The sequence below is a fragment of the Microcoleus sp. A003_D6 genome (assembly GCF_036702825.1).
Taxonomy (GTDB): domain Bacteria; phylum Cyanobacteriota; class Cyanobacteriia; order Cyanobacteriales; family Microcoleaceae; genus Microcoleus.
In genome coordinates, this window is sequence record NZ_JAUBWA010000067.1 from 14,006 (window position 1) to 38,952 (window position 24,947).

General features: G+C 46.8%; 20 protein-coding genes, 1 tRNA gene and 1 pseudogene. 6 read left to right on the forward strand and 16 right to left on the reverse strand.

Annotated features, from left to right (window positions below):
• Positions 1-82 precede the first annotated feature (82 nt).
• Entirely contained in the window at positions 83-946 is an 864-nt protein-coding gene (locus QUB70_RS18875; protein ID WP_332982689.1) for a C40 family peptidase, read from the reverse strand.
• Positions 947-1,041: 95 nt separating this feature from the next.
• Here QUB70_RS18875 and QUB70_RS18880 point away from each other — a divergent pair, with 95 nt between their 5' ends.
• The gene (locus tag QUB70_RS18880; protein ID WP_332982690.1) at positions 1,042-1,980 is read left to right on the forward strand and encodes a serine hydrolase; all 939 of its coding nucleotides are present in this window, start codon (positions 1,042-1,044) and stop codon (positions 1,978-1,980) included.
• An 85-nt stretch (positions 1,981-2,065) separates the two neighbouring features.
• Here QUB70_RS18880 and QUB70_RS18885 read toward each other — a convergent pair whose 3' ends face one another.
• From QUB70_RS18885 to alr, 6 genes are all read right to left on the reverse strand, one after another.
• Entirely contained in the window at positions 2,066-2,617 is a 552-nt protein-coding gene (locus QUB70_RS18885; protein ID WP_332982692.1) for a helix-turn-helix domain-containing protein, read from the reverse strand.
• The gene (locus QUB70_RS18890) at positions 2,614-3,060 is read right to left on the reverse strand and encodes a DUF6932 family protein (RefSeq protein ID WP_332982694.1); all 447 of its coding nucleotides are present in this window, start codon (positions 3,058-3,060) and stop codon (positions 2,614-2,616) included. Before QUB70_RS18890 ends, QUB70_RS18885 begins: the two co-directional genes overlap by 4 nt.
• 219 nt (positions 3,061-3,279) lie before the next feature.
• Positions 3,280-3,368, reverse strand: a tRNA-Ser gene (locus QUB70_RS18895).
• Between the two features lie 239 nt (positions 3,369-3,607).
• Positions 3,608-4,735: a patatin-like phospholipase family protein gene (locus QUB70_RS18900; protein ID WP_332982695.1), complete on the reverse strand. Its 1,128-nt coding sequence runs from the start codon at positions 4,733-4,735 to the stop codon at positions 3,608-3,610.
• Between the two features lie 47 nt (positions 4,736-4,782).
• On the reverse strand, positions 4,783-5,655 hold the full coding sequence (locus tag QUB70_RS18905) for a mechanosensitive ion channel family protein (protein WP_332982696.1): 873 nt from the start codon (positions 5,653-5,655) through the stop codon (positions 4,783-4,785).
• Positions 5,656-6,005: 350 nt separating this feature from the next.
• Positions 6,006-7,208 carry an alanine racemase gene (alr, locus tag QUB70_RS18910; RefSeq protein ID WP_332982698.1) on the reverse strand — a complete coding sequence of 401 codons (1,203 nt, stop codon included), beginning with the start codon at positions 7,206-7,208 and terminating at the stop codon, positions 6,006-6,008.
• A gap of 134 nt (positions 7,209-7,342) precedes the next feature.
• Between alr and QUB70_RS18915 the strand changes: the two genes are divergently transcribed.
• A complete protein-coding gene (locus QUB70_RS18915) occupies positions 7,343-9,052 on the forward strand; it encodes a peptidoglycan-binding protein (protein ID WP_332982699.1) in 1,710 nt (569 codons plus the stop codon).
• A gap of 97 nt (positions 9,053-9,149) precedes the next feature.
• Here the strand turns inward: QUB70_RS18915 and QUB70_RS18920 are convergent, their stop codons facing one another.
• The 6 genes and pseudogenes from QUB70_RS18920 to QUB70_RS18945 all read right to left on the reverse strand — a co-directional run bounded on the left by QUB70_RS18920 (position 9,150) and on the right by QUB70_RS18945 (position 15,326).
• A complete protein-coding gene (locus tag QUB70_RS18920; protein ID WP_332982700.1) occupies positions 9,150-10,169 on the reverse strand; it encodes an S-layer homology domain-containing protein in 1,020 nt (339 codons plus the stop codon).
• 76 nt (positions 10,170-10,245) lie between these two features.
• The gene (locus QUB70_RS18925; RefSeq protein ID WP_332982702.1) at positions 10,246-11,679 is read right to left on the reverse strand and encodes a DUF3370 domain-containing protein; all 1,434 of its coding nucleotides are present in this window, start codon (positions 11,677-11,679) and stop codon (positions 10,246-10,248) included.
• 12 nt (positions 11,680-11,691) lie between these two features.
• Positions 11,692-12,363: pseudogene (locus tag QUB70_RS18930) on the reverse strand (Uma2 family endonuclease); the annotation flags it as partial.
• A 247-nt stretch (positions 12,364-12,610) separates the two neighbouring features.
• Positions 12,611-13,519, reverse strand: a complete 909-nt coding sequence (locus tag QUB70_RS18935) for a hypothetical protein (protein WP_332982704.1) — start codon at positions 13,517-13,519, stop codon at positions 12,611-12,613.
• A gap of 134 nt (positions 13,520-13,653) precedes the next feature.
• On the reverse strand, positions 13,654-14,259 hold the full coding sequence (locus QUB70_RS18940; RefSeq protein ID WP_332982705.1) for a DUF1517 domain-containing protein: 606 nt from the start codon (positions 14,257-14,259) through the stop codon (positions 13,654-13,656).
• A 578-nt stretch (positions 14,260-14,837) separates the two neighbouring features.
• The gene (locus QUB70_RS18945; RefSeq protein WP_332982706.1) at positions 14,838-15,326 is read right to left on the reverse strand and encodes a hypothetical protein; all 489 of its coding nucleotides are present in this window, start codon (positions 15,324-15,326) and stop codon (positions 14,838-14,840) included.
• 631 nt (positions 15,327-15,957) lie between these two features.
• On the opposite strand from QUB70_RS18945, the gene rfbB reads away from it, so the two are divergent.
• The 4 genes from rfbB to hpsJ-A all read left to right on the forward strand — a co-directional run bounded on the left by rfbB (position 15,958) and on the right by hpsJ-A (position 19,705).
• Positions 15,958-17,064 carry a dTDP-glucose 4,6-dehydratase gene (rfbB, locus tag QUB70_RS18950; RefSeq protein WP_332982707.1) on the forward strand — a complete coding sequence of 369 codons (1,107 nt, stop codon included), beginning with the start codon at positions 15,958-15,960 and terminating at the stop codon, positions 17,062-17,064.
• A 268-nt stretch (positions 17,065-17,332) separates the two neighbouring features.
• Complete coding sequence (gene crtA, locus QUB70_RS18955) at positions 17,333-18,181, forward strand: cyanoexosortase A (RefSeq protein WP_332982709.1); 849 nt, start codon at positions 17,333-17,335, stop codon at positions 18,179-18,181.
• Positions 18,181-18,849: a cyanoexosortase A system-associated protein gene (locus QUB70_RS18960; RefSeq protein ID WP_332982710.1), complete on the forward strand. Its 669-nt coding sequence runs from the start codon at positions 18,181-18,183 to the stop codon at positions 18,847-18,849. The genes crtA and QUB70_RS18960 overlap by 1 nt, the downstream gene beginning before the upstream one ends.
• A 178-nt stretch (positions 18,850-19,027) precedes the next feature.
• Entirely contained in the window at positions 19,028-19,705 is a 678-nt protein-coding gene (hpsJ-A, locus tag QUB70_RS18965; protein ID WP_332982712.1) for an HpsJ-like protein, cyanoexosortase A-associated, read from the forward strand.
• A gap of 557 nt (positions 19,706-20,262) precedes the next feature.
• Here hpsJ-A and QUB70_RS18970 read toward each other — a convergent pair.
• From QUB70_RS18970 to QUB70_RS18980, 3 genes are all read right to left on the reverse strand, one after another.
• Complete coding sequence (locus tag QUB70_RS18970) at positions 20,263-21,417, reverse strand: glycerate kinase family protein (protein ID WP_332982713.1); 1,155 nt, start codon at positions 21,415-21,417, stop codon at positions 20,263-20,265.
• Positions 21,418-21,473: 56 nt separating this feature from the next.
• On the reverse strand, positions 21,474-22,940 hold the full coding sequence (locus QUB70_RS18975; RefSeq protein WP_332982714.1) for a sensor histidine kinase: 1,467 nt from the start codon (positions 22,938-22,940) through the stop codon (positions 21,474-21,476).
• A 124-nt stretch (positions 22,941-23,064) separates the two neighbouring features.
• Positions 23,065-24,567 carry an SLC13 family permease gene (locus QUB70_RS18980; protein ID WP_332982715.1) on the reverse strand — a complete coding sequence of 501 codons (1,503 nt, stop codon included), beginning with the start codon at positions 24,565-24,567 and terminating at the stop codon, positions 23,065-23,067.
• Positions 24,568-24,947 lie beyond the last annotated feature (380 nt).

Genomic DNA, 24,947 nt, shown 5'->3' on the forward strand with positions numbered 1-24,947 from the left:
AGTAATCATTAGTCATTGGTCATTAGTCATTAGTCATTCGTCATTAGTTAACAGTCAACAGTCAACAGTCAACCTTCAACAACTAATTAGGTTGATAACTTGCCACAACTTTACCATATCCCCGCAATTGCCGGTAATAACCTTGACTGACTCGATCGCCATTCTCCGACAAAACATCGATACCGATACCGTTGCGACCTTGTACTTTTCCAGAACTGTGAATGTAGCGATTATCTCCGAGATACAATCCTACATGAGTTGCTTTTTCGGGACTACCAAAAAATACTAAATCCCCCGGTTCTAACTGACATCTTGCACCATTGTCAATAGGTTTTTCATGGGCGGGCAAGATGCCCACCCCACAAGAAACTTGATGTGTTGTGGAACGGGCATCTTGCCCGTTGCTAAGCATGGTGCAAGATGTATCTAAAGCATTGATACTAACAGGTTTAGTAAAAGCTTCCTGCTGATAAGCATCCCTCGGCAACCAGATGCCCGCAGCCACAAAAGCAGCTTGCATCAAGCCGGAACAATCATAATTTGGCCCGACTGTACCGCCCCAAAGATAATAATTGGATTGGTTCATAGCCTCGCGAGCAAAAGTAATTGCAATTGGCAATTTTTCCTTAATTTCTGCCTCAGAAACCACCAGAGGATGATACACTGTTTCTGCCGCATCGAGCAACTCAACATCTCGAATATCCAGCCATCCCGGATAATCATCTTCGCACAGCCGCACCATCACAGCCGTTGTATCCCTCTGAACAACCGAGTCTATGCCATTTCTCCCCCCCTTTATAAGGGGGGGCTGGGGGGGGTCAACGACTCGCAAATGCCGCCCCAGCGCTGCTTGAGTTGCCAATCGATCGCACTTTGGGGAATCGTAAATATTTATGTGCGATCGGGCCCGGTACTCCACAACATCAGATAATTGATAATTGGCCATTGCTAATTGCTCATTGTTTGCTGTTAATTGTTCGCATTTAACGATAGATTGCCATTAGCTGCTAGCCGTTAACCGTTAACCGTCAGCCATCAACCATGACATTTTTTCACAAAGACGAACAATTAGAAACCCTCGGCAGTAGCATTATAAACTCCGCATTGTCAGAATTTACAGGATTAAGCGGCGATCGCACTGCCATTACCTGGATAGTCTACGATCCGCCGGTGCGAGTCAATACAGGCGGCGCCCTGAGTGCAGAAGAATTTTGGAAATATCAACCGCGAGGTTTTAGCAACCGAGGTTCCGAACGAATTTATCCCGCCAGCATCGTCAAATTATTCTACCTCGTTGCCATCTGGGAATGGGCGCAAAAAGGCATGATTCAAACATCGCCAGAATTAGAACGCGCTGTCCGAGATATGATAGTTGATTCCAGCAACGACGCCACCGGTTTAGTAGTAGACGCCCTCACCGGCACTACCAGCGGCCCAGAATTATCACCAGGCCCCTTTGAAACTTGGAAACAGCAGCGAAACATCGTCAACCGCTACTTTCAATCATTAGATTGGCCGGAATTACAAAATATTAACGTTAATCAAAAAACCTGGTGTGACGGCCCCTACGGTCGCGAGCGAGCAGTTCTGGGAGAATTAATGGAAAATAGAAATATGCTGACCACAAATGCAGCGGCGCGTTTGCTGCACAGTATAATCGGCGGCGTAGCTGTTTCTGCAAAAGCATCGCAAGAAATGATGGGTTTAATGAAACGCAGTTTAGATCCAGCAGAATTAGAGGCAGATCCCGAAAATCAAGTTACAGGTTTTTTAGGCGGCGGATTGCCAGAATCAGCGAAATTGTGGTCAAAAGCGGGACTGACAAGTCAAGTTCGTCACGATGCTGCTTATATTGAAGTACCGGGTTTGCGGCCGTATTTGTTGGTTGTATTTACCGAGGGGAGAGAGAATAGCAAGAATGAAGAAATTTTACCATTTATATCGCGGCAATTTGTCGAAGCGATGAAAGTGATTAATTAGATTTAGGTTTTTAAATTGAAAACTATATACACAGATGCCCGACTTGTTAAAAAAGTCGGGCATCTAACATCGTCAACTGTCAACGCTAACTTTTTAATTGAACTTGCTCCATGATTCGTTGATCTTGTTGGCTGTGAAAACGATGAGTTGAGGAAAGTAACTCTTCTTTGGTAACTGGCGTTCTTCTTAGGGTATCTAAAGGAACTAGAAACTCACCTTTTTGAATTTGAATTTCTAGTGCATCAATTACAAATCTTACATCCAAAAAACTGGCATCTTCGTAGTCATTATCTTCATAACGTTTAATTTGTTCTTCTTTCAGTCCAGCTAAATCTGCCAATTCTTTTTGGCTTAGCTTAGCTGCCATGCGAGCTTTAATCAAGATTTGGGGTAAATAATCAATATCATCAAGTGTTAATACTATTGGGGTGTCGCTATCATGAGATGTAAGTCTGTCATATTCAGCAATTTCTGCTTGTAAAGCCATCAGGTGAGATTGTTTGACATCCCCAGAAAGTTGCCACCCTTCTGGGTCTTTTTTCTTCAGTTCTTCATCTTGCTCTAACGTTCTAAGAGAATATTCAAATTTTCGGGCGCATTCTTGACTATATTCATACTCTTTTTCATTTTTAATCATGGGTTCCACCTTAATAAATCTATAGCAATAATGCCTTTAGGATTTAACTGTCTGTCACGCTGAAAGAATTCTATAGAAGTTAAGCCGTAATCTCCTACAGGTTGATCTGAACGAAAAATTTCACCTTTATATTTGGATTTCTGTGCGCTACGATCCAAATGATTTAGTAGTCTAGGGGCATTTTTTCGGAGATAATCGTAATCGACATCTTCTCTATCCCAACAGGCATCAAAATCTCCTGGGTCTGGCTTAATGGTAACAAAGCTGCCGTTGATATAAATTGTCCGGCAACCACCTGCTTTGAGTTGCTCCATTGCCATTCGCAGTCCGCGCATTAAACGCAACCTCAGCTCGTTGCTTCCAAATCGTTCTACAAATTCTTCCCATTCGCAAAAATGTACTCCTGGGGGTAAGTTGCCGTTTTCATCGAATTCTGGAATCACTTCATCACACCTTAACACAGATGAATATCCGGCTCTTGAGCGTACCATATTGCGATCGTTGTTTGGAAGATTGCGATCGCAGCGATCGCTTCATTGACCTTCACGGCAGACTGAGGTAGCGCTACCGATCGCGAAGAGTGAGCAAAAGATGAGCCGAAAACGCAACTTTTAAGGGTATGACGAATCCAAAAACCTTTATCGATAAATGATTAAATAGAACGGAGAGGGAGGGATTTGAACCCTCGAAGGATGTTAACACCCTTAACAGATTAGCAATCTGCCGCTTTCGACCACTCAGCCACCTCTCCAAGATGACAGTAACTAACTATAGCACACACATCATCTTTTTGCCAACCCCCTAATTTAAAAAAATCTCAATACCTCTCCCTGTATACCTTTGGTCTTTGGAAGAAGGAAGTTCGGTCACGAATTTTATAACCGATGTAACGGATGTCTGTTGAGGTTCGATTTTCCCCCTCTCCCCCTCTCCCACTCTCCCCCTCTCCCACTCTCCCCCTCTCCCCCTCTCCCCCTCTCCCACTCCCTCCTACTCCCCAAAGCCCCTAGCCTTCAAGTGCTTTTCCCAACTAAAATTGGAACTCAAAAAGAATCTCTTAGTATACAAATATCCCAAGCGGTACAAGTTAGCCTTGCGATCGGCATCGAGATTAAAGTCCGTCGTCGTCACCCCAGCTTCAGTCACATCAATATTAATCACCCTGCCCTTATCCATCTCCCGCTGGTGATAGCGGTCTCTTGCTTTCATCATCGTTCTGAACATCGCCGCCAGCATCGACAGCGGAGTATCAATCTTAACTTGACTCTCAATTCCAGTATCGACCAATCGAAACCCAAAGGTAAACCAGCGGGGCATAGCGGGAGTCGAACCGACGGATTGTTTGTCATAAATCCACAGGGGGAAATTGCTCAAAATTCCGCCATCGACAATTAAGTCATCGCCGAGTTTTCCCGGTTCAAAAAATAACGGAATACTCATCGACAACCGCACCGCTTCAGCTACGCTAAAATCTTCAGCGCTTTGGAGTCGCAACTGAGCGTACAAAGGATCGGAATCCGTCGATTCGCGTCGGTGTAAGTCGTCGGGCAGCACCAACATTTCACCGCGAGTGAGGTTGGATATTACTACTTTTAATTCCCGGTCTTTTACGATTTGTTTGACATCGGCAAAAGTGTGCAAGTTACCTCGACCGAGCATTGTTTCCAGCCACTGCCGGAACGGCTGCGCCGAATATTCTCCCATCTGACGGCTAATTGTTAGGAAAAGCAGCGTCCAAGCAGGAGATTGCAAGTCGTCTGCGGGGTCGCCGTTTAAAATTAGAGGACTGTTTTTTTGAGTTAAAAATATGCTGTAATCGAGCTGTCCTAAAATTTCCTCTAAATCATCAATTGACAAGTCGGTTGCCAATACTGCGGCAGTAATTGCACCGGCAGAAGTGCCTGCCAATTTTCGCCAGCGGATTCCCAAATCGCTACAGCACCTGAGTGCCCCTAAAAACGCAACTCCGCGCACGCCGCCGCCTTCAAAAACCCCGTCGGCATATATTTGACCGTTTTCGTCGGGAGGCGGAAATTTGCTGAGAATTGTTTGTTTTTCGGTGGCGGTCATTCTGACACCGGGTTCTTGCAAAATTTGCTGCGGATACCACTTGCTCATGGGAAATACCTCGGATCTATTTGGGATTTTAGATTTTAGATTGATATCTATTCTTCTTGATTTTTGTGGGCATCCATTGCCTCTTTGACGTATTGTTGAACTTGCGATCGCACTTGTTCGTAGGCCACCGACGCGCACCAAGGCCGGAGAGATAAAATAGTTGTATCGGGAGTAATCTCGGCCACCAAACAAGTCGGGGGCGGATTCTCCAAAACCAGGGGGTGAGAGTGGGCAATTTCTAATAACTCAGCTACAGTTGGACGGATCGGCCGATCGCCAATATCAATCTTCAAGTCTACTCGCCTCGTTCCCATTGTCGTTGTATTTTTCAGTGTACCGTTAAACAACTGATTGTTCGGGACAATAATTTTTATGCGATCGTCTGTAACCACGGTTGTTGAAAAAATCCCGATGCTGTCCACCACTCCCTTAACATCGCCAGCTTCGATCGCATCTCCGACTTCAAAAGGCCGCAAACTAATCAACATTACCCCAGCAGCAAAATGCGATAAAGTATTTTGCCACGCCAAACCGATCGCCAAACCCGCCGCACCAACCACCGCAACCACACTGGTAGTTTGAATTCCCAACTGACTCAAAGCGGCGACTACTCCCACTACCAAAATCGTAATTTCAGCAGCTTGAACTAAGAATTTTCGCAGCGTTGCTTCGGTACGACTCAGTGCACGGCGAGTCACGCGCCCCGCAAAGTTGATCGCAAATCGCGTAATTAACAAAATGCCGATCGCCCACAGCAGTTGAGGTACAATTTTAAACCCCAATTCTACGAGTTTTTTCGAGAATTCTTGGGCTACTTCCAAGGCTTGTGTTCTTTCTGCATTTAGCTGGGAATAGAAGGTTTGGGCTATTGGTAAAAACGTCTGAATAACTGTCATATTAATTAATTGGGAATTGGGCATTGGGCATTGGGCATTGGGCATTGGGCATTGGGCATTGGTAAACGCAGTCTTAGTCTTATGGCTTATTCCGAGAGTCCGACAGGGGTTGAAAACCCCTGCCTCATAGCTAAAGTCCTCTTTTAGAGGACTAAATTCGATAATTTCCTCGCTCAAAATCTTGAGTCGGTTTTAACCGAGATATTGCACCATTGTCAATTACTTGTTTAGGAACAGGCCGGAAAGCCTGTTCCACAAGAGATGAATTTTATTGTGGAACAGGCCGGAAAGCCTGTTCTTGAGAAGGGTGCAACATCTCAGTTTAAACCCACTTTTGCTATGAGGCAGGGGTTGAAACCCCTGCCGGACTACTCTTAATAGTCTACTGCTACGCGGGGCAATCGGTGTTTAAAACCGCAGAGAATTTCCCACGAAATAGTTCCTAAAGTTGCGGCCCAATCGTCAGCAGTAATTTTATTTTCCCCATCTTTGCCCAACAACGTCACCACTTCGCCGACTTCTAAATCGGGAATATCAGTTACATCTAGCATTAATTGATCCATCGTCACTGCTCCCACTTGCGGCACAAACTTGCCCCTGACTAAAACCTGCATTTTATTGGAAAGATTGCGCGGGATTCCATCTGCATAGCCGATGCCAACTACCGCAATTTGTGTCTGTCGCCCAGCGATAAATTGATAGCCGTAACTGACGCCTGTTCCTGCTTCAATTGTTTTCACCTGCGTTACCCTAGCTTTTACCTGCATTGCGGGCTTTAAATCGACAACATTTTGCAAGTGAGGAGCTGGATAAAGACCGTAGGTAGCTAAACCGACTCGCACTAAATCGTAGTGCAAATCGCGGTCAGCCAGGGCGGCAGCAGAGTTGGCCAAGTGCAAGCTAATCGGGTTAATTCCTGATGTTTTAATTTGTGCGATCGCCTGTTTAAACCGCTGGTGCTGCTCTTTCATAACTGCGGGATCGGGACTGTCTGCTGTCGCCAAGTGAGAGTAAATACTGGCTAATTTTAAATTTGGCAACCGCTTGACTAATTGCACAAATTCTGTTGCTTCTTGCCAGGGCGTACCCAAGCGAGACATTCCCGTATCTAACTTAGCGTGAACCGGCAAAGATTGGTTGAGATCGGCGAGAACTTCCGAAAAAATTAGGGCTTGTTTGGCAGTACAAATAGTCGGCTGCAAGTGCCATCGGGCGATCGCCTTTACCTGTTCTGCTGTATGAGTTGCCCCCAACAGCAAAATCGGCGCTTCTATCCCAGCTTCTCGCAATTCTATTCCTTCGGGAATTGTCGCCACTCCCAGCCAACTAGCACCTGCTTGCAAGGCTATTTGACTGACTGCAACAGCACCGTGTCCGTAAGCATCGGCTTTCACAACTGCCATCAGTTCTGTGTGGGGAGATAAGAGATTTTTAAGCTCTTTTACATTGTGAGTTAAAGCTGCTAAATCCATTTCTACCCAAGCCCGCTGGCAAAGTCCCCCGTCACCGTCCCCCAGCACCGTCTGGCGGGATTCTTTTGTCGTTGATTCTGCGGTTGTTTGTTCCCTACTCCACATTGTCGATCGCTCCTACTTGCTTGCACCATTAAAAACTGCTCGGAGATTTTACCCTAAGTTTGATTATAATAAGATTCTCTCTTTCATCAAAGTTAACGGGTGTATCATAGCACCAAAAATACCCGATAAAAACTATGGACGGACTGGCCTACCTACATTTAGCTGAAACTTGGGAAACCCCTGCGGTTCAGCTTCAACTCACATCTTGCACCATTGTCAATAAGCATTTTAGGGGCGGGCAAGATGCCTGTTCGACAACAAAATTGAACTCTTGTGGAACAGGCAAGATGCCTGTTCAGGAAAATGGTGCAAGATATCAGCTTCAAGGGACAAACTCGAAAACGCACCCAAATTTAGCCTCTACTCCTTTACTTTTCTTTACGATCGCTCTCACAATTTTAAATTTAGTCAATCCCGCACTAGCCATCAAAAAAGGCGATTCAGGCCCGGAAGTTGCCCAACTCCAGAAAACTCTACAAAACGCAGGGTATTTTCGCCGCCAGCCCACAGGATTTTACGGTTCTGTAACCCAGGCTGCTGTGAAAAAGTTCCAAGCAGAAAACAACCTGAAAGTTGACGGAATTGTCGGCCCGAAAACCTTATCAGCGCTGAAAGGTACGCCGGAAAGCGCCAGCATTGAAGCTGCGGGAAAAATCTCGCCAAATGTCGATCGACCTTCGCCATCTCCTACCGCCACAGAAAACACAAACCAACCCGAAGATACAACTCAAAATCCGCCCCAAGAACCTCTGTTTCAAGATCCCTCTTTGCCACCATTTAAAACAGAAACTCCCGAGGATATAGAAAGTGAATCCCAACCCCAAAGCCGAATAAATACTCCCGACAACACTCAAGGAAAAATGACCTTGAAAAAAACAATTTACGGCAATATTTCGCCCAAATCAATAGTCTATTCGGGAGCGGGTTTGTTTTTTGCTCAAAACATGATGTACCGCCACACAATCACAGTTTACGACAGGAACTTTAAATTAGTCAAGACTATTCCCGATACAGTAAACTTGTCGAAGTTCGGCTTTTCTAAATTCAAAGGCAATTATCAAGGTTCTCCCGTAGAAGCTGCTTTTTCAACAGACGGCAAATATGCCTATGTATCCAACTATCAAATGTACGGTTCGGGGTTTGACAATCCGGGGAGCGACAGGTGTTCTCCAGCGGCAAAACACGACCAAAGTTTCCTGTACCGCATCAATACCCAAACTTTGAAAATAGAAAAGGTAATTCCTGTAGGTGCAGTTCCAAAATTCAATGCTGTTTCGCCTGACAATCGTTTCGCGCTCGCGAGCAATTGGTGCAGTTGGGATTTGAGCGTAGTTGATATCAATAAAAATCTCGAAATCGAGCGAGTGAAACTGGGTGCATATCCTCGGGGGATTGTTGTTACTCCCGACTCAAAAAATGCCTATGTTGCCGTCATGGGTTCTTCGGATATTGCGAAAGTTAATCTCATAGACTTTTCGGTAGAATGGCTGAGCAACATTGGCAATGCGCCGCGTCACTTGACGATCGATCCCAAGGGCAACTATCTTTATGCCACTTTGAACGGTGAAGGAAATGTGGCAAAAATCGACCTAAAAACTGGTAAAGTGGTGGACAAAGTTTCGACCGGAAAAGCCCCTCGCAGCATGACAATTTCTGATGAGGGCAAACTGCTTTATGTGGTTAACTATTTCTCGAATACGGTTAGCAAAGTTAGGACTAGCGATATGAAAGTCCTGCAAACAGTGAAGGTTAATTCAAGTCCGATCGGGATTACTTACGATCCGGAAACTAATCAGGTTTGGGTAGCTTGCTATTCGGGGAGTATTATGGTGTTTCAAGATTAATTTAGCTGCTTTGCAGTGAGAAGGCTTCAGTCCTGACTGCAAACAATAATGATTAAATGTTATTTTGGGGCGGCCTATGATCGACGCCCCTAAAATATTATTTGGACAACTTTACAGACTTCACCAGATACTCAGAAGACTTAGCAGGTACTTGGCCTTTTTTGGCCATAGCTTGGTAAATCATGGCTGCTACTTCAGCGCGAGTTGCTGTTCTATTCGGCTGCAAAAGTGTGCGCTTCGGGTGGTTGACAACAATGCCAGCTTCTGTGGCTGATGCTACTTTGTTAACTGCCCATTTCGGCACTTTTGCCCTGTCTGTATAAACTTGTAAAGTTTTGGTTGCTCTTGTTGAGGGTTTCAGGCTCAAACCGCTGGCTAAAGCTGCGATGACTTCGACACGCGGAATCTGTTTTTCGGGACGGAACTCATTGTTTGGGTATCCTTTAAGATATCCAGTTGTGACAGTGTGGTCGATCGCAGTAGCGGCAGGACTTTTCTCTTTTACGTCTTTAAAATCAATCGCTTTTCGGATCGGCTTTTTGTCGTCGGACATTCGCTGAATTAACCGCGCTAGTTCGGCTCGCGTTATCGGTTCGTCGGGACGAAATTTGCTGTCGGTGGACTCAGCAAAGATTTTCCGATCGACTAAAGCGACAATGAACGGGCGCGCCCAATATTTATCGGGAACATCGGAGAATCTAACGGGCCCAACTTTGGGTTTATCGCCTTTCGGTTTGGTAATTGCTGGAGCGGGGGTCGATCGCGCAATTGGCGTGGGAGGAACAACGATTACACCCACCGGAGGATTTGCCGGTAAAACCGGCCCTAAAGGTGCCACAGGTGCGACATCCGGTTCTGAGGGCACGAGGGTTGTAGCGGGCGATCGCAAATCCGAACTTGGCGATTCTGGCGTTAATATTCCCGGGCTCGCGGGCGTCACAGCAGGCTGAGAGAAAACGGCTGGAAATTGCCAATTTTTGGCATTCAATCGATCGGGATTTTTACCTGTTACCCAAAATAAAATTGCTCCCATCGTGCCGAAGGCAACCAAGATAGCAATCAATTCATCCAATCCTAAAGGATTTCTTTCCCCTGACGGGGGTTGTGAAGAAGACATATTGTCACCTACAGACCAATGTAGAAATTAAATCACATATTTTTTCGTCTGGTAGTGACTGAAATAAATAAATCAACTATTCCAAAGTTCTCACTGTCAATACTTGCGGCGGCGTGGAATCGGGAGGATAAATAAAATCAACTTTTACCGCTCGCGTTTCTGTCGCAGCTAAGCTCAACTTTACCATCGGTTCCACAACTTGACCGACACGGTGCCACAAATGCACGTAGCGAGTTACATCGTAACCTCCATCATCTTGGTAGCGCAGCCGCACAGTACCTCGAAAATAGGGAAAATCTAGGGGAGGTTGACGAAATCGCAATCCATTTTTTGAGAGTCGATCTTCTTTTAAAGGCGTTTCCAAACTCACCGCTACCGTTTGCGGTTTTTGGGCAGTGTTGTGCAGCGGCAAAATCAGATTGTAGTGTACGCCGTAATTGCCGTGGGCTTCGTAAGCGGTGTCGGGATAGCGCGCCAGCATTTTTCCGGCTTGCACTTGTTGGGTTCCCAAAGTGCCCCCGCGCAAGGTAGAGATCGCATAGGATATCGCTTTTCCAGTCTGGGGAATTGCCAGATTTTTAGCATCGCGATCGACTAATTCCGCGAACCATCCAGAACCTTGCTGCACCCCTGCCACGCGGCCGTAAATCAGGCTTCCCGAAGTCCCGTCGGGGGGAGTCGGGGTTTTGTCGCGGGGGCCTGCCAAACCGCCATTATTCAGCAATTGCTGCCATTCTTCCAGAGTTGGCGCGCGTTGGCGCAGCCCTCGAAGAGGATCGCCCCCATCAGCATTTTGAGGTGCATACATTGCCAAAGTAGCGGCGTAAACCTTGCCGCTACTTTTGAGCCGCACAAAGGTAGAACGACCATTTATCGGCTTTTCCAGACCCCGCACGGGAATAGGCCGATTCATCAACAATGCGGTTTCTCCCGGTGCAACGAGCAGTTTTTCGGGAAAATCCGGCTGCCGCATTCCCCGCAAAACGCTATCGACAGCGCGAATCCCAGGGCCGGAATATACTTCGCCGTTGGGACTCTCACTTAGTGCGGGTTTTTGTTTGAACGGTGCGTCTGGTTCCATCAGGTAACTGGCTGCCTGCAAAACTTCTACCGTCACGGGCGCGGAACTGGGATTGTACAGCAAAGCTCCGATATACAACGTGCGTAAATTCAGCGGAGTGTGAGAAAAGTGGTGAGCAAACAGGTTGAATTGCCCTTGAAAGGCAAAGTTCAGGTGAGCTGCGGGGACTTTTTTGCCGTCTGGAGGAAAAGTTGAGAGCAAAATGCCTTCTTTTTTCACCCATTCGGGACTGTCGCTGTTGAAGAGGGGGATGTTGTCGAGTTGTCCGGGGAGCGATCGCACTTCCGCAGCTTGTACAATTTCTGCGGGTGCTGGTTTTGCGGGAACAGATTGTACGGGTTTTTTGACGTACAACAATCCGCCGGCTGCACAAAGGACGAGTGTAGAAATACCAGCAATTCGAGAAAAGAGATTTTGTGTCTGAATCATCAAAGTTAACTGTCAACCCATTCTCTGTAAATCTTCCACCGACAGCGACAGCGCCTGAGCCACTTGCTCTACGGTTAAACCCATTGCTAGCAGTTGGGGAATCGCATCCCGTTGGGTTTGTTCTGCGCGATCGGCCCTTTGGCGTTCCTGTTCGGTATGGAGGCGTTCGAGTCTAGCTTGTTCGCTACCAGTTAACAACAAATTACCCTCATTATCCCACCAACGCAACCATCGCTGATGCTGATTTTGATAGCTACCTTCCCACACACCTAACTCTACTCCCATCAGGTCGATCGGATAATGTCCGCGATCGTTCGGTTGCAAACGGCGATAACGAGTATTCACCCAGTTATAGACTTCCAATTCGCTCGTTTTAATGATGTATATCGCATAGTAAGGAATGTGAATAATCTGCTCGTATACCCAAAACTTTCCGGGTTTCTGGTTGACACCTTCTGGTAAGCGAGATAAGGGAGTATTGTTTCGTTCTTCAGAGCCATTACCACTAGCAAATTCGATCGCAATTAATGGCACAATATACTCGCGCCAAATCACGTAAGAGCGGCGAATTTCCCCATCTATTAGGGGCGGAACGTTGGGAACGTAGAACCAGTCAGGCGCTTCGGCTCCCTTTTCTGGAGGGTCGGTTTCGCGCCAGTAAATGCCACAATCTTGCCCGATCGCAGCGCGGTATTTTGTGGTTATATGTAGTTACTCAAGACGAAAGAAAGAGGCTAATCTAAAGAATGCTTTGTTTTCAGTTTCAGGTCTATTTTGTCTGGTTCTCTATTTTTATCATCTGGAATTGAGGGCGGATGATTTACAGCCTTGGCCTAAATTGCTGACGTTAAATCCAGATTGGAATCCTCGACTTCGCGATGATGAAAGGGCAGGATACATTTTGCCTGACTGAGTTTCAAAAATGACATTCTTAACGCCTTCTGCCACTCCCGAAAGAGCGAGTCCGACTCGGTTGACGAGAATTCCTGCCGCTACCAAAACTCGGACTCCGCCTTTGCTGCGGGGAAGTTGAGTTGGGACTCCGCCTCAAAGTGCTGCCACCGTAACCCGAACCGGTCGATCGATTAGCATTGGGCGGTGCTGATGGTCTTACTGGCTGGTTATATGTGGGCGATCGCAAACGGCCGGTCGTCCTTAAAACTTGACGGTTTCTCACCGCAGCAGGCGGAGTTTGGTAGCGAGTTTGATACTGCTGAACAGCTTGACCGTAAGTATTGCCATACCCGCCATATCCTGTCATAATTCCCGGCTGATAGACTGGCGGCATATAATATTGGGGTCTAAATAACAAACTGCCGATCGCCTGACCGGCTATAGCCCCAGCAAACGGCGCCCAGAAGCCAGATTGCTGTCTGACTACTACGGTTTGGGGCTGACCGGTTTGAGGGTTATTAACAGTTTCAGTCACGTTGTGAACGTACTCAATTTTAAAATCTTCTGTCAAATGCAAAGCCGCTTGATTGTTATCCAGATTTAGATAACTTTTCTTACCTGCCGATATTTCTTCATCCGTTAAACGAGCCATTTGCAAATCCCTACTGCGGTAAACCGGGGGAGTGCCGGCGGGTGTATTCAGCAACATCAAACTGTATTCGCCCTCAGCATCATCGTAGGTAGCTTGCTGTACGGGATATTGACCTTTAGCCAAGTTATTGTTTGGTGCAGGACGCACCGTGTTTACATTCCTATTTTCCGCAGGATTTTCCGCCGGATTTTCCGCAGGACTTGGAAGAGCTTCTGGGGTAGGAGAACCGCAGGCAGTTGCCGTCCACAAGAAAGTTAAAGCCATTAAATAAATTGTCAGTCTTCGCAGCATCATAAATAGTAATTTGTCATTGGTAATTGGGCAGGGGTTGTTTGATAATTGCTCCTTCTTCCTTCTTCCCGACATCCGTTATATCAGTTACATCAGTTACATCCGTTACTGAATCCTTTGCCGAACTTCTTCCTTCCTTAAAGAGGAATCAGTTCTGGGAAATTGACCAACACTTGCTCGTTGGTAAGTTCGTCTCCCAACTGTGCGGGAGAAAAATGAAGTTGCACAGCTCGGAGCCTGTGCTGGTAATTTAAATTAATCAGTGCTTTTAAACCGACTTTCAGCGCGCTGATGTCAGCGAGGTCAGTTTCTAGGGCAGCAACTTCGCCTTCATACGCAATGGTAATCATCACCACGACATTTCTAGTTACCGGCAAAGACAAGGGGGATTTTTGATCGTAAACAGAGGTGCTGTATTGAGGCTCGCTGAGATAGCGAGCGGCTGAATCCGTGAAAAGTTCATCCACATAATCGCCGGCTTCGCCTTCATTCCAAAAAACATCGCCTTCATTGGCGGCTGCTTGCCAGTAGTTGTCGTACTGCAACAGGTGATTGCAAATTTCTACAAGACCTTCTCCTAAAACTGCTAGGTCGCCATCGGCATCAATTGCTTCTCTGGCCGTGCGGTTGAGAACTCCTAACAGCGGTGCAACTTCTTCGCCTGTTAGGTGAACGAACACCCGCCAAACTGCCAATCTAGTTTTACCTGTAAATTGATTGAATCGATCGTGCCAATCATTCATAATAACCTATAGTTGTAATCTGTAGGGCTATATTTCCAACGATAGCAGGCGATTTGCACTCTTGCCGTCTAACCTCAGATTGATATCGAGGGCATTTTGAGCGATCGCCTCCGCAGCGTACTGTCTCGCTTTGAGTCATCTAATTTTATCGCAGTTTTCAATCGGAGCAAATACAGTAGGGAAACGGCACGGCCTTGTCCTGACGGGTATCTGCGATTTTTAATAATTGGTAAAAATTTGATAATTAGACCTCTTGCAAAAATAACTAGGACGGGCAAGATGCCCATCCCACAAAATTTTTTTTCTTGTGGAATGGGCATCTTGCCCGTTCCAAAATTTGATTAAAAGGATTTTTGCAAGAGGTCTATTGTAGCAAGACTTTTTAAAATTGATATTAATTCAGCGCTCCTTTGCTTAGCCGGAGTATGATATTGTGTGCTATTGATTCATCGGTCATTGTTTGCTGTGCTTTGCGATCGCCCGGACAAGAAATTGTAGGGGTAGATAATTTCAACTCAAAAAACCTCCAATCTTGCAAGATTGGAGGTGCGCTAAACGAATACTCTGGTTTGAGATAACTATTTGACGATCGCGCTTTGGACTTGTTCGATCGCAATTTCCGAACTCAACTCGGCAACTTGCGAAACTGGCAAATCCAGCTCGCCGCCCGGAGCTTCTGGGTGTTCGCGAACCGCTGCAACCGCATCTGCTGACTCAGCTACACCTGAATCTGCGATCGGAGCCAGCTCTTCAAAAACTTCAAAATTATCGGTCATCGCAGCGCAAGCAGCAGAAGCGCGCTTGCCGGCGCGGTAGCTCATGTAGGCCGCTCCGCCACCCAAAACTGCACCCAAACCCAGGAAACCGAGAGCTGCTGTTTTGTAGGATTTCCACGGATTCATGCGATCCGAGCCGCCGGAACCCAGGATCGTTGTCGCAGAACCAGATTGAGCCGCCCCAGATTTGCCGTAGGAACAGGGGAAAGCAGATGCGGCGTCACCTATGGCGATGCTGCTTGCGATCGCGGCGACGGAAGCAATGCCAGCTAACACTTGAAACTTCTTCATGGTGCCAAGCAAGATTGTAAAGGATTAGTGAACAAACCTGACGGTCAACTGAGTACAGTTAGACCGCAGGCTTCTTTTTCCTTTTTTTCAAAGGCTTTTTATAGTGAGGTAGTTCCACCCCCACTTGCTAATATAGTATCAGAGTATTTCCAGATCATCTTGGGGTATAAAAGAATAATTGTCGGTTTCCGTACCTACACCCGACGAGCCTTTCATCCCTGCGGTAATTTATTCGGGGTACTTCGCGCAGCGCTCAGATTAATCCCCTCTAAATATACCGAGGGACTTCCCGGCTGGTAGTTAAAAAACTAATGGTAACAGCTCTTTACCAATGTATCAACTCTGTGCGCCGTCCAAATCGCGGATCGATCGCAAAAGTCAACTATAGCCTGACGCAATTAAAATTTAACTTGGCCAGCTTAAAAATCTGCAATGGTTGCTCTGTAAGCGTTTCGGCTAAAAAATCTGTAGGAGTTAAACTTTTGTGAACCAATACTTCGATCGCGCCGAAATCAGAAAATCTGTGCAGAGACAGTAGAAAATTTAATTACATGGCGGCAAACACTTGGTGACAAACTACTTTTAAGGCTACTTTTGTAAAGGCTTAGTTATTGGAAAAACTCTTATTTTTATGACAGACAGCGCGACTCAAGGCATTGAGCGAGATCCTCGCCGATTGTTGGTGACGGGCGGGGCTGGATTTATCGGCTCGAATTTTGTGCATCACTGGTGCAGCAGCTATCCGGACGATCGAGTAGTCGTACTCGACGCTTTAACCTACGCCGGAAACCGACAAACCCTGGCAATATTGGAAGGAGGCGAAAATTTTCGGTTTGTGCAGGGGGATATTTGCGATCGTACCCTAGTCGATACCTTGCTCAAAGAAGAAAAAATCACCACAGTCGCCCACTTTGCCGCAGAATCCCACGTTGACAGGTCAATTATCGGGCCTGCCGCCTTCGTCCAAACAAACGTTGTCGGAACCTTCACGCTTTTAGAAGCCTTCCGCAAGCATTTTGAAGCAATTGATGAGCCCTCTCTCAAAGCACAAATGCGCTTCCTCCACGTTTCCACCGACGAAGTTTACGGCAGTCTCGGCCCCGACGACCCAGCCTTCACAGAAACAACCGCCTACTCGCCCAACAGTCCCTACTCAGCCTCCAAAGCTGGCAGCGACCACCTCGCCCGCGCCTATTTCCACACCTACGGCGTCCCGACAATTATCACCAACTGTTCAAACAATTACGGCCCCTATCACTTCCCAGAAAAGCTCATTCCGTTAATGTGCATCAATATGCTATTGGGCAAACCGCTGCCAGTTTACGGCGACGGGCAAAACGTGCGAGATTGGCTCTACGTGCTCGACCACTGCCGCGCTTTAGATGCCGTTATCCACCGCGGCAAACCTGGGGAAACCTACAATGTTGGCGGCAACAACGAGGTAAAAAATCTCGATTTAGTAAAAATGCTGTGCCAGCTAATGGACGAATTAGCTTCTGATTTGCCCGCCCGTCCTTGCGAACAACTGATCGCATTTGTCAAAGACAGAGCCGGGCACGATCGGCGTTATGCTATTGATGCCAGCAAAATTAAAACTGAGTTAGGTTGGACTCCCTCAGTAACAGTTGAAGAAGGTTTGCGGCAGACTGTGGAATGGTACTTAGCTCATCGGGAGTGGTGGGAACCCCTGCTTTCGGAGGAATATCAAACTTACTACAGCAAGATATACGCCAATTAGTCCGAAGGAAGAAGGAAGCAAGAAGGAAGAAGCAAGAAGGAAGAAATATTTCTTTGTTCGCACTAACTAACATTGAAAATTCTGAAATTATCAACTTTTCGGAAATTATGCCTTCTAGCTTCTGACTTCGGCAATATCACATACATTAACACTTGTCAATGTATGTAAAGATTTAGTTAAACTCGATCCATAAAGCATAAAAGCAACTATTTCTGGCTGATAATTTCAAAATAAGCCTTTTAAAAGCTTCTACTACAAACAGAAAGCAATGACCGAAATCAACTGGCTCAAGCAGCTTCAAGAACCCAAATACTGGCTGTTGGCGATCGCAGCAGGTTTGATTACCCTGCACCTAACTCTGACTTCCAGAACAAACGACACTGACCTCTTCGGCACAATGTTACTGTTTTGGGGAGTCGTGGCATTTCTCATTTGGGAAAGACACGAATCCTTAACTTTTGAAAGCGGAGTTTTCGCCAGCTTCTTTGGGGCATCGTTAATTGGTTTAATATTGCTCAAAAGTTCCTCTATATATGGATACGACTTTTTTATCAGAGCAACGCCTTTTTTGTCGGGAATCAGTCTCGCAATGCTTGCTTCTGGAACAAAAGGACTGAAACAATATTGGCAGGAACTTCTAATTCTTGCCTATACAGCTATTCCTCCCGGCTTGATCGGATTAGTTGATGTAGCGAAATTAACGGCTAAATTTTCAGCTTTTATTCTGCACTATTTAGGATTTGAAGTTGTACGCCAAGGGGTTTTTCTGATTTTAGAAAAAGGCAGCGTCGAAGTTTATCACGGCTGTTCGGGAGTGAATGCAATTCTACAATTGTTAGGACTTGCTTTAGTTTTTTTGCTGATGTTTCCTACAACTACGGGACAGAAAATAGTAGTACCGATTGTGGCAGTCCTGATTGCATTTAGCGTAAATGCAGCGCGAGTTTCTCTCATGGCCGTGTTGGTATCGCTATCTCAAACAGAAGCATTTAAATACTGGCACGAAGGAAATGGTTCGGTAATCTTTTCGATGATTGCTGTATTTATTTTCGGAATATTCTGCTGGTTTGCCATCTTAAAAAACGAACCAGAAAACAAGAAAAAACAAAACTGCTAATGACTATTACCTACTGGAAACCAGTTAGAATTTCCCTGTTGGCTGTTACTTTAGGAGCGGTTTTATTAGTCGCAGGAAAGTTGGTATTGTATCCATCGACTGGCAATTTTGCTGCAACCCCGTTTGAGTTTTCAGAGTCAGTGCCTTTAGCAGATTGGCAACTGCAAAAGAGCGCGGCACTGGAAATTAGCGATAATTCAGAAGTTAAAACTGCCAGGAAATATGAATATCAAAAAAATAACATTGCTCTAGAAATAGAGATGCGTTATGTGGTAAACACCAACGGGGATGTGGAAAGTATGATGAAGGGACATACTATTCTCAAGTCGTCTCCTGGTAAACTAGCATTGGTAAGCACTCAAGGGGTAGGTTTTCACGGAATTTTGCAAAAGCAAAATCGACTGTATTTGAGTTCGTGTATCAATCCTCGCGGCGGTGCTACAGTCACTGCCGAACAGTTTAGATACAATCGAAATACTCGCGATTGGCAGGCGAACCGCATTCTGTTTTGGCTGTTGGGTAGGGGAAATATTCAAGACCGGCGCTGTTTGTGGACTCAGATGTCTGTACCTTTGGATAAAACACCTCCAGAAAATGCCCAAAAAATTCTAGAGAATGCTTGGGTTTCTTGGTATGGGTGGTGGCAGCCGCGATTTCCCGAACCTTGAGTCGAGTCAGTCGATTTTAGATTTTAGATTTTAGATTTTAGATTTACTCCACAGGTGAATCTGGAAGCTTGAACAAGAGTCTAAAATTTTTGACTCTCCACGACTGTTGTCGTTTGCAAGTATCCGTTTTTTGGCGGGGTCGAGAGAGATTTTTCTTAACAACAATTCTGATTATTTTATGAATGACATACAAGGCGAGCAAGGTTTTTCTATCTACAGGCTGCGTTGGATTGGGTACGGTCTATTAATTCTGTCTTTATTAGATACGATCGCAGTTCTTATACCAGGCAATTTTGGCAATCGCGTCTGGGAATTGCAGACGATTGGCGCAATAGTGGAACGAGTGCCAGTTCCTCTGCTGGCAATGGCGCTGATATTTTTTGGAGAAGGGTACGATCGCAAACGTTTTGAAGACATTTTTTTGAAGGTTTTGTCTTGGGTGTGTCTGCTGCTGGCGCTGGTTTTTCTGCTGATGCTGCCTTTGGGAATTTTTGGCACTATCTTCGTCAACAACCAAAACAACAAGCAAATTACTACTCAAGCAAACCAACAATTAGCTCAGTTGCAGCAGGTGGAAGAACGGCTGAATAAAGGTAGTCCTGAAGATTTAAAGACTTTGGCGGGGGAACTTACCCGTCTGGGGGTACAAACGGATACGCAAAACCCGGAGGAATTGAAAAACCAAATTCTTTCGAGAATTACTCCGGCTAAGGAACGGTTGCAGACGCAAAGCGCTGCGGTTCAGTCAAGTCAGCGCTTGGGGTTATTTAAAAATGCTGTTAAGTGGCTGCTGGGCGCGCTGATTTCTAGTGTTTTGTTTTTTACGCTGTGGCGCGGTACTGACTGGGCTCGCTAGTAGTTTTGAGTTTTGAGCTAGTAAGGTGCGCTAGGCGCACCCGAAGAGTTTTGTTGAGTAAGGTGCGCCCTGTACGCGCAGCCCGCGTCTTGGTGGTTAAGAAGACCCTCAAACCCTGGAAATTTCGTTGGGGGGAGCGATCGCTCTTCTTCTTTTCAAAAGATATCGGTAATAAATCTTGTTTATTGCCGATCGCCAACACCTAGAATAAGGCAAATCCGTCGTTAGCGCAGCCCTCGAAGAGGAGCGCACCTTGACAGGGCTGGCATTGTGCAATCCACAATCTCAAATCTAAAATCCCCAATCTCAAATCCACAATCTAAAATCTAAAATCCCCAATCTAAAATCTAAAATCTATAGCCTTTCTCAAAAAGGTGAGGTACGAATTTTGTATGCGCTCAATAATTCGGGGCGGACTACCCACTCAGGAACGATTTTGCGTCATTTGACGTGCATCCTTGAGCGATTTACCCCGGATTATTGAGCGCATACATTTTTCTCACCATTGTTTTAGCTCAGTGACAGTTACTCTTTATTCTTTTAGGAAATCCCAAGCGTTACTTGAGTTTCTGACCTACTAAAATTAAACGCATCACTCGCTCAGCTGCATCAGTCAGAAGTTCAGTGGCATTAGCGATCGCATCTTCTAACGTTCCTGGAGTCTCCAAAATATTGGCAAACGAGTCAATTCCATGCTCGTAATTGAGGTTAGCCCCATCCCCAATTGTGCCGACAATGGCGATCACCGGCACCTGATATTCTTTGGCCCGCCGCGCCACCTCTTCTGGGATCTTGCCTCGTGGGGTTTGCCGATCGATACAGCCTTCGCCGGTAATCGCCAAATCCACCTCCGCCAGCAAGGTGTCAATCTCTAGATATTGCATCACAATGTCGTAGCGCGAGTGCAACGTCGCACCCAGCAATGCTTTCAAGCCTGTTCCCAAGCCCCCGGATGCACCCCCACCCGGCATTTCACGCACATCCATGCCGATGTCTCGTTCAATCACATCAGCGAAGCGATCGAGAACTGCAGCCAATTTCTCTACCGTTTCGGGTGAGGCACCTTTTTGTGGGCCGAATACTCTGGCAACGCCGTGAGGGCCACATAGGATATTGTGCCAGTTGCAGGCCACATCAATTTGTAGCTGCTCCAGTCGCCGATCGCGCTCACTTAAATCGATGCGATCGAGCTTAGCCAATTCGCCGCCGCCGCGTCCCAACTCGTTGCCGTCAGCGGAAAGCAGGCGCACACCCAAAGCTTGAGCCATGCCGGCACCGGCATCATTTGTCCCGGAATCGCCACAGCCAATCAGCAAGCGTTCCGCACCGGCATCCAGGGCGGCTTTAATTAATTCTCCGACACCGTAAGTTGTTGTCACCAAAGGATCGCGGACATTGCGGGGAACCAAACGCAACCCAGCCGCCGCCGCCATTTCCAACACTGCTGTTTTCACATCCGTCCCACCCAGAAAGCCGAAATGGGACTTCACCGGCTGCCCGACTGGCCCTGTAACCGTCAGTTCATGCAACGTGCCGCCGGTTGCTGCCACCAGCGCTTTAGAAAAACCTTCGCCCCCGTCAACCAGCGGTGCTTTATAAATTTGGGCAGATGGGAGGACGCGCAAAATTCCCGCTTCAATACTGTTAGCAACTTCATCTGCTTCTAAACTTTCTTTAAACCCAGAGGGTGCAATTAAAATTCGTAAGCTCATCTTCTGTTGTTTTTGATTAATAGTTGATATCACTTCGGGAAAATTTTGCCAGAAATTTACTCGCGCAGCGGTAATTGAATCTGAACATAAGTCCCCACACCAGGTTGACTGTCAATACTCAGATGACCGCCATGCTGCTCAACAATGGCCTTTGTTAGCTGCAATCCCACACCGGCACGCCTGCCTCGTGGGTTTTCAAAGGTGGCAAAAGCTTGATCGATCGAGGGCTGTTCAGCCCCCTTGCCATTGTCAGCGACTTCGATTACCAACTGGTTGGCATCCGCCACAATGGACGAGCGAAGTCCCAATTGCCCCCCTCGATCGGGCATAGCTGCGAGTGCGTTACGCACCAACTCGCCCAAAGCTTCCCGCAGTTTGAGCCGATCGACCAGTGCATGGCTGATGTCTGGCGAAATTTCCAACTCAAAGCTAATGGCACGACGAACAAACTCGTCATGAAAACGCAGCAGCACTTCGTACAGCAGCGAACGGATATCAGTGCGGGCCAAGTTGAGATCCAGAGGAAACCCAAAGTCGGTGGCACGTGCAACTGCCTGCAACAGCCGGTCTAGCTGAGCGATCACTTCTTGTTTGTTTTCAGCCGCGATCGTGTTATTGCTGCCGACCTCGTTATCGAGTTGGGTAAACCGAGAGCGCAACTGGGATACTAGGGTGTGCAGCGTCAGCCGTGAGGGCATATTTTGGATTGATCCGTCTGAAGCCTCATCTGTCACACCTGTCGGCAAGCTAGCGAGTCCAATCGTGTGCTCTCGCTCTTGCATTGCCTCTGCCATGCGGTTAAATGCTCGGTTTACCGCCCCCAGTTCGTCGGCGCGTTCCTCTTCCAGCCGGCGCTGCAAGTCGCCCCGCGCCACATCGTCAAGTGCTTGTTCAACCTCTCGCAGTGGTGCGAACAAGTCGGAGGCGAGATAAGCTGCCAGCAGCAATACCAGCGAAACGGTGCCGAATGCGGCGATCGCTAGCACCAGTTCTGCCGTTTCCCTAGTGCTTTGAGTTTGCGATTGAATCACCTGGCGGTATTTTTGGTCAGACTCGACGGCTGCTTCTGTTAACTCCTCAAATGGCTCGAAATCATCTTCTAATTTCTTTTGGATAAAATTAAAAGCCTCTTTTTTACGATTCGTCCTCACCAAGTCGAAGACAGTACGAGCATCTTGCAGCAGCACTTCGTAGGCATTGCGGACTTGTGTCACCTGTTTTCGTTCTTCCTCGTTGTCAGCCAGATCGGCCCACTGCTTGAAGTCTTCACTGACGGATTTAAGGGATTCCTCAAACTCTTCCTGAGCATCGTCATCGGTGGTGACAGCCTCTGTTACTTCTTTGAAAGCCCGATAGGTTCCTGCCCGGACTCGCTGCAGCAACAGGCTACGCTGGTAATGATTTTGCAGCTTATTTTCACTGTTTTGCCATTTGACAATAGCCCAGACAGTCATGCCGGCAGTTGCTAGCGCCAGCAATCCTAATCCTGCAAATGTCGTCAGTAGTTTCTTTCGCAAGTTCATCAGTTTTTGCTTTGTCCTCTTCCCTGAATTCTGAACTTTGGCCAAATTTTTGAGCCTTTGATTTCCAGCAGCCAAGGACATTGAGACGGATCAACCTTCCTTTGATGGGCAGAAACCTCACAAGTCACAGTTGCAAACCAATCCAGCGCCAGTAGCCAAAGTAAAACACCACCATCAGTCCCAGGTGAACAAGTAGCAACACGGAACTTAAACGCAGCAAATCGGCTGGTTTATAAGTTTCACCTTCTAATTCTTGAAACATTAATAATGCTTTGGAACTAACTGGAAAGGTGAGGCAGTAATCCATGCCGACAGTGCTGATGAATAATACTGCAACTGGATTAAGTTGCAAACTGCTCCCTAGGTATAAAAGCGCAGGAACTAAGGCTGCTGCCCGTGCTGTGTGGGAAGTCATATAAATGTGGGAGGTGAGGGAGATAAAGGCCAACACAAATAAGATGACTGTGCGTGATTCCGCCCCAACGATGCCGGTGACGATAAACAACTGGTTGATAATCCATTGGGCAGCGCCGGAATCAATCAGCGCCTGTCCCAAGACTAAGGCGGCACCCACAAAGACAATTAAATTCCACGAAACTGCTTTCAGTCCTTCTTTCCATTTGAGGACACCAATTCCTGGCAGCGTCAGCACTAGAGCACCAAATACGCTAACCGTAGCAATTTCTAAACCATGCCAGGTTTCTGTCAGCCAAAGTCCGATCATCACGACGACGACGCCGAGAGTTTTCCATTCTGCCTGTGAGAAGGGCTTGCTGGTTTGCACCGGCACTTGTAATCGGCGATCGAGGCGCTCTTTATCCAGAAATAAGCGCATAATTACCCAGCAAGAGGCGTAACTAGCAGCAATCCCAAAGGGTAAGCCATAAAGCGCCCACTGAGCGAAGGATATGTGCTTTTTTGCAATCTGTTGCAGCAAATCGTTGGCAACGAGGTGAGAGCCTGCTCCGACTAATGCAACGATGGTAGATACCAAAATAATGGTTGGCATTAGTAAGGCTAAGGCGCGGACGATCCGGCGATCGTCAGTGGCATTGGCGATGCTGCGAAACACGGGGATCGCAACGGCAGCGCGTCCAGAGGTGGAAGGGATCAAGAAGGAGAGCGGAATTAGTACGGTTGTCAACAGCCAGAATAAGCTGCGGACGGTTTTGGCACGGGAGACGACGAGTTGAGTTAGCCGTGCAGCTAAGCCGGTTTTTTGTACCGCGCCACCGAGGATGAACGCGCCAATCATCAGCCAAATGACATCTGAGGCGAGGGCGTCAAAGAGTTGTTCTTGGGGACTGCCGCCGGCCAAAATCAACAGCATCACGGTGGCAAGGGCGATGTAGTCGGCGTTAATTGAGGTAGTTGACCACAAGATGGCGGCTAGGATGAAGGCGAAGAGTGCCAGACGTGCCGGCGTGGGTAGCGATCCGGGCAACAGCACAGCAATGCCGGCAGTGAATGTTAGGGCTAAGGGAACTACAGCGTCCACAACCCAGCGAAAATGTCTTGAACGCGATTTTTTAGGGGGTTTGCGTTGTGCGTCGAAGCGTGTCCAAATGCTAGTTGAGCTTGACTTGACTGAGCTATTTGCCGTTTTTGTCGCAGTAACTTTCCCCATTTTCTCCTGAATTGCAGCGAGAGTCAGGCCGGTGTGGCAGCACTGACAACTTCAGTTTATTTAACTGGTTGCTCTCTATTGCGTAACACTATCTTTCGGCAGATCCCACGAATGCCAACTCGTGCATAAGTCCTTCTTTGGAATTATGGCAGTCCAAAAAAACATTTCTTAACATGAAGTTACAAAGGGAGTGAATGAACTCGAAAAAGACCTGAAGCCCTTGAAACGGTTGATGAATCGAGATATTTCAAGAAAAAGGGCGGAAAACCTGAATATTATACCTCATCTATCTGAGAACCCCTATAAAATCTAAAATCTAAAATCTAAAATCTAAAATCTAAAATCTAAAATCTAAAATCTAAAATCTAAAATCTAAAATC

Coding starts and splice junctions, on each gene's coding strand:
- QUB70_RS18875 (WP_332982689.1), bottom strand. CDS start 946: ATGGCCAATTATCAATTATCTGATGTTGTGGAGTACCGGGCCCGATCG.
- QUB70_RS18880 (WP_332982690.1), top strand. CDS start 1,042: ATGACATTTTTTCACAAAGACGAACAATTAGAAACCCTCGGCAGTAGC.
- QUB70_RS18885 (WP_332982692.1), bottom strand. CDS start 2,617: ATGATTAAAAATGAAAAAGAGTATGAATATAGTCAAGAATGCGCCCGA.
- QUB70_RS18900 (WP_332982695.1), bottom strand. CDS start 4,735: ATGAGCAAGTGGTATCCGCAGCAAATTTTGCAAGAACCCGGTGTCAGA.
- QUB70_RS18905 (WP_332982696.1), bottom strand. CDS start 5,655: ATGCCCAATTCCCAATTAATTAATATGACAGTTATTCAGACGTTTTTA.
- alr (WP_332982698.1), bottom strand. CDS start 7,208: ATGTGGAGTAGGGAACAAACAACCGCAGAATCAACGACAAAAGAATCC.
- QUB70_RS18915 (WP_332982699.1), top strand. CDS start 7,343: ATGGACGGACTGGCCTACCTACATTTAGCTGAAACTTGGGAAACCCCT.
- QUB70_RS18920 (WP_332982700.1), bottom strand. CDS start 10,169: ATGTCTTCTTCACAACCCCCGTCAGGGGAAAGAAATCCTTTAGGATTG.
- QUB70_RS18925 (WP_332982702.1), bottom strand. CDS start 11,679: ATGATTCAGACACAAAATCTCTTTTCTCGAATTGCTGGTATTTCTACA.
- QUB70_RS18935 (WP_332982704.1), bottom strand. CDS start 13,519: ATGATGCTGCGAAGACTGACAATTTATTTAATGGCTTTAACTTTCTTG.
- QUB70_RS18940 (WP_332982705.1), bottom strand. CDS start 14,259: ATGAATGATTGGCACGATCGATTCAATCAATTTACAGGTAAAACTAGA.
- QUB70_RS18945 (WP_332982706.1), bottom strand. CDS start 15,326: ATGAAGAAGTTTCAAGTGTTAGCTGGCATTGCTTCCGTCGCCGCGATC.
- rfbB (WP_332982707.1), top strand. CDS start 15,958: ATGACAGACAGCGCGACTCAAGGCATTGAGCGAGATCCTCGCCGATTG.
- crtA (WP_332982709.1), top strand. CDS start 17,333: ATGACCGAAATCAACTGGCTCAAGCAGCTTCAAGAACCCAAATACTGG.
- QUB70_RS18960 (WP_332982710.1), top strand. CDS start 18,181: ATGACTATTACCTACTGGAAACCAGTTAGAATTTCCCTGTTGGCTGTT.
- hpsJ-A (WP_332982712.1), top strand. CDS start 19,028: ATGAATGACATACAAGGCGAGCAAGGTTTTTCTATCTACAGGCTGCGT.
- QUB70_RS18970 (WP_332982713.1), bottom strand. CDS start 21,417: ATGAGCTTACGAATTTTAATTGCACCCTCTGGGTTTAAAGAAAGTTTA.
- QUB70_RS18975 (WP_332982714.1), bottom strand. CDS start 22,940: ATGAACTTGCGAAAGAAACTACTGACGACATTTGCAGGATTAGGATTG.
- QUB70_RS18980 (WP_332982715.1), bottom strand. CDS start 24,567: ATGGGGAAAGTTACTGCGACAAAAACGGCAAATAGCTCAGTCAAGTCA.